This window comes from Companilactobacillus miaonis (assembly GCF_036913615.1).
Classification (GTDB): Bacteria; Bacillota; Bacilli; order Lactobacillales; family Lactobacillaceae; genus Companilactobacillus.
Map to the genome: position 1 here is coordinate 124,181 of NZ_JAYKTX010000009.1, position 11,745 is coordinate 135,925.

10 protein-coding genes are annotated in these 11,745 nt (G+C 37.0%); 7 read left to right on the forward strand and 3 right to left on the reverse strand.

Annotated features, from left to right (window positions below; all coding sequences use genetic code 11):
• Positions 1-18 precede the first annotated feature (18 nt).
• Positions 19-2,346 carry an ABC transporter ATP-binding protein/permease gene (locus U8521_RS09240; protein WP_334352516.1) on the reverse strand — a complete coding sequence of 776 codons (2,328 nt, stop codon included), beginning with the start codon at positions 2,344-2,346 and terminating at the stop codon, positions 19-21.
• A 187-nt stretch (positions 2,347-2,533) separates the two neighbouring features.
• Between U8521_RS09240 and U8521_RS09245 the strand changes: the two genes are divergently transcribed.
• Together U8521_RS09245 and U8521_RS09250 are read left to right on the forward strand one after the other, a co-directional pair.
• Positions 2,534-3,067: a TetR/AcrR family transcriptional regulator gene (locus tag U8521_RS09245; RefSeq protein ID WP_334331835.1), complete on the forward strand. Its 534-nt coding sequence runs from the start codon at positions 2,534-2,536 to the stop codon at positions 3,065-3,067.
• A 178-nt stretch (positions 3,068-3,245) separates the two neighbouring features.
• Positions 3,246-3,431, forward strand: a complete 186-nt coding sequence (locus U8521_RS09250) for a hypothetical protein (protein ID WP_334331834.1) — start codon at positions 3,246-3,248, stop codon at positions 3,429-3,431.
• Positions 3,432-3,587: 156 nt separating this feature from the next.
• Here the strand turns inward: U8521_RS09250 and U8521_RS09255 are convergent, their stop codons facing one another.
• Positions 3,588-4,112 (reverse strand): PadR family transcriptional regulator, encoded by a 525-nt coding sequence (locus U8521_RS09255; protein WP_334352517.1) that lies wholly within the window; start codon positions 4,110-4,112, stop codon positions 3,588-3,590.
• Positions 4,113-4,181: 69 nt separating this feature from the next.
• On the opposite strand from U8521_RS09255, the gene U8521_RS09260 reads away from it, so the two are divergent.
• Entirely contained in the window at positions 4,182-5,600 is a 1,419-nt protein-coding gene (locus U8521_RS09260) for an MFS transporter (RefSeq protein ID WP_334331832.1), read from the forward strand.
• 86 nt (positions 5,601-5,686) lie between these two features.
• Complete coding sequence (locus U8521_RS09265; protein ID WP_334331831.1) at positions 5,687-6,370, forward strand: GTP pyrophosphokinase; 684 nt, start codon at positions 5,687-5,689, stop codon at positions 6,368-6,370.
• A 368-nt stretch (positions 6,371-6,738) separates the two neighbouring features.
• On the opposite strand, the gene U8521_RS09270 is transcribed toward U8521_RS09265, so the two are convergent.
• Positions 6,739-7,281, reverse strand: coding sequence for a GNAT family N-acetyltransferase (locus tag U8521_RS09270; protein ID WP_334331830.1), 543 nt, complete (start codon positions 7,279-7,281; stop codon positions 6,739-6,741).
• A 154-nt stretch (positions 7,282-7,435) separates the two neighbouring features.
• On the opposite strand from U8521_RS09270, the gene U8521_RS09275 reads away from it, so the two are divergent.
• Genes U8521_RS09275 through U8521_RS09285 form a run of 3 tightly spaced genes read left to right on the forward strand, consistent with a single transcriptional unit; the run spans position 7,436 to position 11,451 of the window.
• Entirely contained in the window at positions 7,436-7,906 is a 471-nt protein-coding gene (locus tag U8521_RS09275; RefSeq protein ID WP_334331829.1) for a MarR family winged helix-turn-helix transcriptional regulator, read from the forward strand.
• 60 nt (positions 7,907-7,966) lie between these two features.
• Positions 7,967-9,727, forward strand: a complete 1,761-nt coding sequence (locus U8521_RS09280; protein WP_334352518.1) for an ABC transporter ATP-binding protein — start codon at positions 7,967-7,969, stop codon at positions 9,725-9,727.
• Complete coding sequence (locus tag U8521_RS09285) at positions 9,724-11,451, forward strand: ABC transporter ATP-binding protein (RefSeq protein WP_334352519.1); 1,728 nt, start codon at positions 9,724-9,726, stop codon at positions 11,449-11,451. The genes U8521_RS09280 and U8521_RS09285 overlap by 4 nt, the downstream gene beginning before the upstream one ends.
• The last annotated feature ends 294 nt before the right edge of the window (positions 11,452-11,745 follow it).

An 11,745-nucleotide genomic window follows, 5' to 3' on the forward strand; every position in this document is an offset into this window, starting at 1 on the left:
AGTCTTTTTAAAATGTAACTATTCGGAACGCAATGCTGCTGCAGCATCTTTTTTAGCTGCCATTCTGGCTGGAATGTGTCCACCGATTACGGTTAGAACAGTACTGATAATGATCAAGACGATAGCGTGAACGGGGTTCAATTGCGAAACGTTCGATAAATCAGTTAAGTTCTTCAGGATAGCATTGATTGGGAAAGTTGCTAACCAGGCGATGATGATTCCTAAGACACCGGATGAAACACCTAGAATAGTAGTTTCAGCATCGAAGACACGAGTAACATCTTTCTTTCTAGCACCGAGAGCTTTCAAAATACCAATTTCTTTGGTTCTTTCAAGAACTGATGTGTAAGTGATGATACCAATCATGATCATACTTGTAACTAGTGAAATTCCGGCAAAAGCGACTAAGACGTAAGTGATAGCGTCCATCAAACCACCAGTTAAGGTTGAAACTTGACCAGCAAGATCGGTGTAAATAACCTTATTGGATTCTTTCTTACCCTTGTTGAACTTATCTAAGTAATCCAGAACTTTATCTTTAGTCTTGAAAGTACTTGGGTAAATTAGAATACTTGATGGTTGAGTTGAACCACCTAAGTAGCTGACAAGTGAGTCTTTAGTTGTGGCGTCGTCGACACTGGCACCAGTTAAGACGTTAGTATCGCTACTCTTTTGAGCTTTAACGATATCAGAATCTTTATTGGTATTGACGATATCTTTGGTTAATTGATCACTGTAAGCAATTCCTGATGAGAGGATGTTTTCAGATGATTCGGATTTAACTTTTAAGATAGCGCTGATTTTCAAAGTCTTGTTGTTAGTATTGTTGTAGAGGCTAGTTAAATCAGAATTTGGGGTATAGAGGTTAGTAGCAACTTGATTGTAGTAATCGTTGTTACCAACTACTTTGAATTCTTGACCAACAATCTGGTTAAAATTGAGTTTCTGGTTGTCTTTAACTTTCAGACCGATGTTTTTAAGTGCGTTGATATTTGTCGAGTTATCACGGTCGACGATCAAAACGACTTCATTGGCGTTGTCAGGCAGTGAACCAGAAATTACTTTGTAGTGTTTCTTCAAAAAGTTCTTACCATTGTTATCAGAACTAGGATAAACAGAGCTACCGACACCGGTTGAAGAAGCCATCGCTGCTGTCATACCACTTAGAGAATTTGAACTACTTGCATTCGAAAATTGTGCTGTTTTGACTTTACCGTCAACTTTAGTTAGTAGATTCATCCCAGTTGAGTAATTGTAAGTAATATTCTTACTTAGTTCGGGTGATAGGTTCTTAATATAGTTAACGTATTTTTTATTTAATTTATTAGTGTGGGTCGATTTCTCTTGTTGACTAAGTTTAGCGGTAACTTTTTTCGAGTTGGAATTCTTAGTCTTTTGGCTGTCGGGTGCGGTTTGCTTAGAGGCTGTTTGAGAAATCGTCACTGGAAATTGAGCTAGAGTGTTGCCTTGTGTTTTGTCGATCTGCTTTTGGAATCCAGACGACAAAGCTAAAACAATCGCAATACTGATGATACCGATACTTGAAGCAAAAGCGGTTAAAGCTGTTCGACCCTTTTTAGTTTTCAAGTTAGTGAATGATAACTTCAAGGCGGTCCAGAAGGTCATCTTAGTTTTCTTTAACTCAAAATTATCTTGAGTAGCATCTTCAACGAAGGGATTAGAATCGTTTAAAATTTTACCGTCAGCAAAATTGATGATTCGATCGGCATATTCTTTAGCCAGCGTTGGGTTATGAGTAACCATGATGACCAGACGTTCAGCTGATAATTCTTTGATCAACTGCATGATTTCTTCACTAGTTTCAGTATCTAGTGCACCAGTCGGTTCATCACAAAGTAAAATTTCAGGGTCATTAGCGATTGCACGGGCAATGGCGACACGTTGTAATTGACCACCGGAAAGTTGGTTAGGCTTTTTATTGATGTGTGGACCTAAGCCAACCCGTTCCAAAGCTTCACGAGCTTTTTTAGCTTTTTCCTCATTACTGACACCACTAAGTGTCATCCCCAACTCAACGTTATCGATAATGCTCAAATGTCCGATGATATTGTAACTTTGGAAAATGAAACCGACGGAATTATTTCGATAAGCATCCCAATCGGATTCAGAAAAGTCCTTAGTTGATTTACCCTTAATAACTAAGTCCCCAGAGTCATAAATATCAAGGCCACCGATACCGTTAAGCATTGTCGTCTTACCAGAACCACTAGGGCCTAGAATGGCAACGAATTCTTGCTTACGAAAAGCCACCGAGACATCATCTAGAGCTTTAGTTACTGAATCACCGACGTGATAGTATTTTTTGATGTGTTTTAATTCCAGCATTAATTAACTCTCTCTCTAATTTTTAAATTTGTAATGTTATTCAATAAATAATTTGTTACACTGTCATTATTGCAACACTATGTTTCATATAATAAAAACTTTGCAAACTTTTTTCAACCGACAATTTGCAACAAAGTGTTTTTAATTAAACAAATATCACAAAAGTGTTGTTTTTAGGAGAAAAAAGATGGTCGGAACAAGAAACAATCGTCGAGCTCAATATACCAAAAATCTGATAAAAGAGACAGTTTTATCCCTTTTACAAACTAAAACGATCGACACGATAACCGTCACTGAAGTGTGTTCAGAAGCAGATATTAATCGAACAACTTTCTATCGATATTTTGATGATGTTTATAAATGTGTCGACCAAATTGAACGTGACTTTTTAGATGAATTAAATTTTCCCGAAGGAATCTCGATGATAGACGGTTTAACGATTGTCTTGACCAAATTTCAAAAGAATCCTCAACTGAGCAATTTGGTCTTTGTCGAACGAAAAACGAAATTGTTGGACAAGTTATTTCTTGATCACCCACATCCAATCCCTCAGACTGCCACCGATGCTTATCAAGAGACCTACGTTATGTTAGGTATCCAAGGGATTATGAAGCGATGGGTCAAAACAGGGATGAAAGAGTCACCAGAGGAATTGACAAAAATAATAGTGTCGATTTTATTTGCGGATAATTTACAGGCACAACGAGACAAGATGCTTTAAATCATTTTGTCTGCTGAATAAAAAATGGGCAACCACTCTGATTGCGGAGTAGCTGCCTTTTTTCGTAAATTTAGATATGTGATAGCAATTTAGTGAAATTAAAGTAAATTTTCTTTATACTAAAAACATAAAAACTTAGTGTGTTTCCTTCGCCTATGGAAGACTGGAGGTGGTGCCAATGGATGATAAATTCAGAAGGCATGTCGTCCTAGTAAAAGTAGGAGTTAACTTTGGGATATCTAACCTTAGTATTCTTGATTTTAGTAGTCTTGTTACTGCTGATCAAGGAATCGAAGAAGTAGATAAAACAAAGGGTTGGACACTAGGATGTCCAACCCGAAAAAGTAACATAGATTCACATTAAGTAGGCGATGACATTGAGTTTTTAGCCGTTGAGGTCGCACTCGGCGGTTTTTTCATGCCTTCTTATACTATAATAATAATCTAGTGAATGATGTATAGTCAAACAAAATGAATATGTGTAAATTTTGTTCTATTTAAACTACGGGCTGGGCATCATTTATTTTGAAAGTTCTTTTTTCCACAATTTGAGATCTGACTTCTTGTTAGCTAATTCTTTTCTAATAATCAATTCACGTCCGTATTGCTCGGGATGAGAAACCACTTCGGCTAGTTCCAATTCCAGTTCGGCAATTTCTACTTTTAGAGTTTGCTGACGCTTCTTCAATAGTTTTTGCAAAATATCCGCATGTTCTTTACCTAAAAAATGTAGTCTCAAAACAAAATTATCATTATCTAACGTCGTAATTTCAGGAGATAATGGTTGTTTGATCCATTCATCAAAAATAGACCTACCAGTTGTAGTTAATTGGTAGGTTTTTTTGCGGCTTTCTTGAGTAGTTGGAACTAGTTGAATTAAATCTTTCTTTAAGAGTCGACTCAACTCGGGGTAAATTTGACTGAAAGGGGCAGTCCAGAATTCGGCTTTCTCTTTGTCAAAAGTTTGCTTGATATCGTAACCGGTCATATCTTGTCGAGTTAATAGTCCAAGAATCATATATTGGAGAGTATTTGAACGTGCCATGAGAACTCCTTTACAAATTTTTGATATATATTAAACTATATATATTAATATATAGTATAGAGGATAATTATGGAATCAATTAAGAGTAAAAGTTTGACGATGATCCTGATTGGTGTGGGCATCGTTATTTTTATGTCTACCCTTGATAGTAGCATTGTCACCGTGGCACTGCCAGTTTTGAGTAAGGCATTACACACTAATATGAGTTTGATCAATTGGGTCGTAACACTGTACTTGATCGTGATGAGTACAACGTTGATGATCTTTGGAAAACTTGGTGATAAATATGGAAAAATTAAGTTCTTCAAATGGGGAACGGTTTTGTTTGTCGTTAGTTCAGCTTTATGTGCCTTGTCGGTCAGTTGGTTAACGCTGATTTTGGCTAGAAGTTTACAAGCTTTAGGAGCAGCAATGACGATGGCAACCTCTAACGGTATTATTGTCGAAGTCTTCCCAGATGACCGTCGTGGCCAAGCCTTAGGTTGGATGGGTTCATTCGTGTCACTTGGAGGCATCATCGGACCTAGTATTGGAGGAATTTTGTTGAATTTCTTCCCTTGGCACATCATTTTTTGGTTGAACGTACCAATCGGATTTATTGCTGCATTTTTGTTATTTAAGTATTTACCTAGCAATTTGGACAAAAAATATCCTAGCGCTAGTTTTGATTTATGGGGATCACTCTTGTTGATTGTCGGATTCACTAGTTTATTCATTGGAATTTTGTTGAGTCAACAATTAGGGTGGAGTGATTGGCGAATCATCAGCTTAACGTTGATCGGTTTAATTTTGATGGCGTTATTGTATCGTTATGAAACAAAGCAAAATGAACCGATTCTGCCGGTCTCACTGTTCAAAAATAAGTGGTTTTCAGTACAATTGTTGGCTTGTTTCTTAGTCTTCATCGTTGATTTCTTCTTTGATGTTATAGCACCGTTTTACTTACAAAACGCTCGTGAATTCAGCCCATTGTTCAGTGGATTCTTCCTATTGATATTCCCGGTTGTTCAGCTGTTTGTAGCGCCAATTTCCGGAAGCTTGGCTGATAAGCATGATCCGTTCAAAATTACTTTAGTTGGTTTAGCTATTATCAGTTTTGGACAGATTTTCTACGTTTTGAGTGGTTTAAACAATACTGTTTTGATTTTTGCCTTCGGAGCAGCAATGGCTGGACTCGGTAATGGATTGTTCCACTCACCAAATAACGTTTTAGTTATGAGCAATGTTGCAGAAAAAGATTACGGTTCCGCTGGTAGTGTGTACTCACTCGCTAGAACTGTCGGGATGGTCGTCGGTTCTGCCATGTCAACGACTTTATTATTCGGTTCAATGTCTTTGATCAAAGGAACTCGTGTTAAATCTTATTTAGCTAGCGATCCACAATTATTCATTGATGGAATGCACATTACCTTTGGATTGTCATGTGTGATCAGTATTATTTTACTAGCAGGAATCTACTTTTGGCATAGAAAAGTTACTTCAAAGTAGATTGGAACTAATATCTAATAAGTATAGAATATAAGCAGCCACTAATCTGGTTGCTTTTTTTTATAAAAAAATTGAAGGATGGAAAAATGATATTAGAGAGATCAGGCGTTATTAATTTGAGAGAACTTGAGACTCAATTGAATGAGGTCGATAAACGTCCCGACATGGCGGAATTGCCAAAATTGATTAAGATGTATCAGCTGTATCAATCGGGACAACGAGAAATCAGCACGAAATTGGAAAATTTGGACGCTGAGTTTCAAGTCAATTATGATTACAATCCAATCCATCATATGGAATCACGTATGAAAAAGATTCAAAGTTTACTCGGTAAGGCGCAGAGAAAGGGTTATGACCTGACTGTGGAAAGTATTGAGAAGAATATTCACGATATAGCCGGCATTCGGGTAGTGACAAACTACATTGACGATATTTATAAAATTGAAAAGATGTTAACTAGTCAAACAGACGTCACGTTATTACGTAGGAAAGATTACTTGAAGCATCCCAAAGAAAGTGGCTACAGAAGTCTTCATATTGTAGTCAAAGTGCCAGTATTTCAATCTAAAGGGCCAATTGATGTCCCAGTAGAAATACAAATTCGCACCGTCGGGATGGATATGTGGGCCAGTTTGGAACATAAATTGAGATATAAGACCAATACTGATGAGAATTTAGTTGATAAGTATGGTGAACAGTTAAGAGATTATTCAGATGAATTGGAGAATATTGAAAGAGGTATGCAAGAGATTCATCGGAGACTTGTGTAGAGAGCGTGGAACAGGGGCGGTCAGCTCCCGGAGGATAACGTAATTTCACGAATTGCCCGTTGAACTTTACGGGCGATTTGGGAAATTTTGTTATCTCGGAGGGAGTTGCCCCTGTGGAACGCGTTTTGACTATTCAGCATAGAACTATGGTTATAAACCAATAGAAATTTGGTATCAAAAAAGAGGAACCTTCTGTATGTTAAGAAGATTCCTCTTTTTATATTGCGCGATTTCTATTTTTAATAACCATACTTCCTTAGTTTGATCGTAAACGCGTTCCACAGGCCAGGAGTCAACATATAGCTATGCTTCCCAAATCATCCGCAAAGTGCGCGAATAATTCGTGAAGCTAGGCTATCTGCTGACTCCTAACCGGCCTGTTCCACGCTCTTCAAGATCCACTCGTCCCGATCGAGTGCATAGCCCATAATAAAAAGTTCTTCACCATTATCAGGCGAGATTCTCGTCTCAACCACGCCTATATCATGCATGCCCATCTTTTCCATCACTCGACCAGAGCGGGGGTTCAAGTGGGCAAAATGTGCTTCAATGGTGTCAAAGTTCAAAAAGCTGAATCCATAGTCCATCATGGCACTGCCAGCTTCAGCAACGTAGCCATGTCCCCAGGCGCTTTGACTCAGAGCGTAAGAAAGAATTCCGACACCATTTTCGGGATGGAATTCGTAAAAGCCAATCAATTGATGGGTGATTTTATCTTCAATTCCAAAGGTGTAACCAAATTCTTTTAGAAAATGATCTTTAAAAAGTTTCTTAAAGTTTGAGGGAGTCTTGACGTCACGATATCTCATATATTTTACGATTTTTGGGTCTAAAATAATTGACTCTAGCTCGTCGTAATCCCCTTGACTGATCGGACGAATGATCAGTCTATCAGTAGTAATTTGACGCATCCTCATATTCTCCATTATCTAAACTAGAATTAGAATAATAAACTATTTTTTTGCGAAAGTAAATCATTTTATTTTTAAAATTTCAAGAAAATTTATTGACTTTAAAATTGAAAAAAGATAATATAGTTCGCATACGAACAAAAGGGAGAAAATGATGTTAAATTTCAAAAAAACAATCGTTTATAATATTCGAGATTTATCAATTCATATTTCAAGATACATTCATGCTCATGATGAGATTTCCACTGGCACCAATCCATTTGACGATGGCAAAAAAAGTCGTATCTCACGTTTGCAAGGGATGTCGATTGGATTTTTGTTCATGCATCAAGGTGAAGTAGTCATTCAAAAAGATTTGGAAAGAGAAATGTCGATTACCAAGTCTACTGCAAGTGGCTTAGTGCATCGAATGGTTAAGAATGGCTTAGTTTATACTAGTCCTTCACCAAATGATGCTCGAGTTAAGTGTTTGAATTTAACGACTCACGCTCAAGAAATGATCAAGGAAATCAACAGGCAAGCTACTGAAACAGAAAAGGTTTTACAAGCCAATATTTCTCCAGAAGACTTGGAAACTTTCTTTAGAGTAGCTGAACAAATCAGAAAAAATGCTCAAAGTAGATGAGGGTAGAGTTTTTTGCTTTTTTTGAAGTAATAGTTCGCATGCGAACGATAGGAGGAAACAATGCTAAAATTATTTAAAAAACTTAATAAAAAAGAATATTCAATGATTCTGGCCAGCTTAGTTTTTATTGTTGTACAAGTTTATTTGGAATTAGAAATTCCTAGTTATATGTCGACAATTACGCAACGACTGGAAGAAAAAGGGACGACCGTTAATCAGATCTTACAGCCGGGTATCATGATGATTTCACTTTCAATTTTAAGTGTCATCGCCTCAATTATTGTTGGATATTTTGCGGCTCACGTCGCAGCTGGATTCACGGCTCGATTGCGTGGAGAAATCTTTAATCAAGTAATGGGTTATTCTACACAAGATATCAAGAAATTCTCAGTTTCAAGTTTATTGACACGTTCAACTAATGACTTAACTCAGTTACAACAGTTTACTGCAATGGGGTTGCAAGTTATTATCAAAGCACCAATTACTGCCATTTGGGCGATTACTAAGATTGCTAATAAAGGCTGGCAATGGACGACGGCAACGGCAGTGGCTGTAGTAATTTTGATTGTTATGCTGACCTTCATTTTAATGATGGTTCAACCAAGATTTAAAAAGATTCAGAGTTTGACTGACCGCTTGAATTTGGTCACTCGTGAGAATCTATCCGGTATTCGGGTTGTTCATGCCTATAATGCTGAAGACTATCAAAATGACAAATTTAATCAAGCTAATAAGGATTTAACTGACACGAATCTTTTTGCCAATCGAGTTTTAGCTTTGATGAATCCTGGGATGAACTTTATTTCGAGTACTTTGACCTTGTCGGTTTATGCAATTGGAGCAATTATTATCAATCAGGCAACAGCAAAAGGCGCTCGACTCACTTTGTTTAGTAATATGATTGTTTTCTCATCATATGCTATGCAAGTTATTTTGGGCTTCTTACTCTTATCAATAATCTTCATCTTATTACCTCGTGTGACAGTTTCTGTGTCCCGAATCAATCAAGTTTTGGACGTTAAGCCTTCGATTATTAGTGGCAGTGAAACGGAAAATACCACAGAAGCTGGAACTTTGGAATTTAAAAATGTCAGTTTCAGATATCCACATGCCGAAGCCGACGCAGTTCATAATTTGAGTTTCAAGGCTAAACAAGGACAGACGGTTGCAATTATCGGGGCTACCGGTAGTGGTAAATCCAGTGTCATGAATTTGATCCCTCGTTTATACGATGCCACTGAGGGACAAGTTTTGGTCGATGGCGTTGATGTCAAGGATTATCGAACAGAAGATTTGAATGCTCGTTTAGGCTATATTCCACAAAAAGCCGTGTTATTTAGTGGCACCATTGCTTCCAATATTGATTTTGGTGAATCCAATACAGCTAAAAAAGGGAAAAAAGATTTATATCAAGCCTTAGAAATTGCCCAATCACGCGATTTTGTTGAAGAAAAAGAAGACAAAATTGATAGTAAAGTTGCCCAACACGGTGATAATTTCTCCGGTGGACAAAAACAACGTCTCGCCATTGCTAGAGCGATTGCAAGAAAACCAGAGATCTTGTTATTCGATGATTCGTTCTCAGCTCTAGATTACGCTACTGATAAGAAGTTGCGCACAGCTTTAAAAGAACAAGCAGCTAAGACTACTAAGGTAATTATCGCCCAAAGAATCAGTACCATTATGAATGCCGACGAAATTATCGTCTTGGATAATGGTCGCGTCGTTGGTCAAGGGACACATCAAGAATTACTAAAAAATAATGAAGTTTATCAAGAAATTGCTTACTCACAACTATCAAAGGAGGAACTCGCTGAATGAAAGTATTAGATGGAATCAAAAAGTATGGTTCAGAATACATTAAACCATTGATCATCGCCTTAGTTTTTGCGATGGCCGGTAGTATTTTTACCATAATTGGACCAAGTCAATTAAGTAAGATAACTGACTTGATCAGTCAAGGATTATTTAGCAAAATCAACTTGAATCAAGTTATGCAAATAGTCGTCCTTCTGGGAATAATCTACGTTGCGGCAGCAGTTGCCTCTTATGGACAAGGCTTTATCATGGCGACGATTACTCAGCGTTTTACCCAAAAATTGCGGACCAAGATAACTGAAAAAATCAATCACCTACCATTACAGTATTTTGATACGCATAATGAAGGGGATACACTCAGTCGAGTTACAAATGATTTGGATACAGTGGGGCAATCATTGAACCAAAGTTTGGGCCTCTTGGTTTCAGCCATTACTTTGCTATTGGGTAGCATTGTGATGATGTTTACAACTAACATCAAATTAGGATTTACAGCGGTTTTGTCAGTCATAATCGGATTTGCTCTGACGATTTTATTGATTTCAAAATCACAAAAATTCTTCTACAATCAACAAAATAAATTAGCTGATGTTTCTGGGTACTTAGAAGAGATATATGCAGGTCACGACGTTGTAAAAACTTATAATTACACTGACCAGGCTAAAAAAGAATTCACACAAATGAATAATGAACTACAAACTAATGTCTGGAAATCACAATTCTTATCCGGAATTATGCAACCACTGATGAATTTCATCGGTAACTTTGGTTACGTTATGGTTAGTGTCGTCGGAGCTATTTTAGTTTTGAATAATCAAACTACTATCGGAGTTATCGTGGCGTTCATGATTTATGTACGCTTATTCACGCAACCACTTTCACAAATTACCCAAGCTTTCACTAGTTTGCAGTCAGCTCAAGCAGCCATGAGACGTGTCTTTGATTTCTTAGGTGAAAAAGAAGTTCCTGATGATGAACAGAAACAAGCCATTAGTGGTGCAAAAGGCAACGTAGAATTTGATCACGTTGATTTTGGTTATTTACCAGGTCAAAAGATCATTAAGGACTTTACGATGAAAGCTAAAGCTGGTCAAAAGATAGCCATCGTTGGTCCAACCGGTTCTGGTAAAACCACGACAGTTAATTTATTGATGAGATTTTACGATTTAAATGGTGGAAAGATTTCTATCGATGGAATTGATATTGAAGATTTACAACGTTCCAATGTCCGAGAACAATTCGATATGGTTTTACAAGAAGCTTGGATTTTTGAAGATACAGTTAGAAATAATTTGGTTTATAACCAAGAAAATGTCACCGATGACCAAATAAAAGCTGCCACTAAAGCAGTTGATCTAGATCATTTTATCGAAACCTTACCAAACGGATACGATACAGTTTTAGATGATTCAGTCAGCTTGTCAGTTGGACAAAAACAATTGTTGACGATTGCTAGAGCTTTAATTAGAAATGCGCCAATGTTGATTTTGGATGAAGCCACCAGTTCAGTCGATACAAGAACTGAAGAGCAAATTCAAAAAGCCATGGACCTATTAATGAAAGGTAGAACCTCATTCGTGATAGCCCATCGACTTTCAACAATTAAGAATGCCGATATGATTTTAGTAGTCAAAGACGGTGAAATAATTGAACGAGGCACACACGATCAATTGATGGCTCAAAATGGTTTCTATACTAATATGTATAATAGTCAGTTTACAAAATAGAAAGCTTTCTATAGTTTAGTTGTTGGTTAAATACCGTTTTCCGCAACAGCTCTGGGAAATGACTAGAACTTCAAATCTATGCAATATTTTATTTATTCAGATTAAGTATTGAACTGATTTATAGTCTGGATAGGTTAAAAGTATTTGAATTTTAATTAGTGAAATTTCTTAAAATAATAGAAGACATTACTAGAGATGTAGAAAATTGAAGTGCAACAGAAAAGTTAGACAAAATTATATTTTTTAAATTACTAAGGTATGTTCCCTGTATTCACGGGGGGACATACCTTTTGT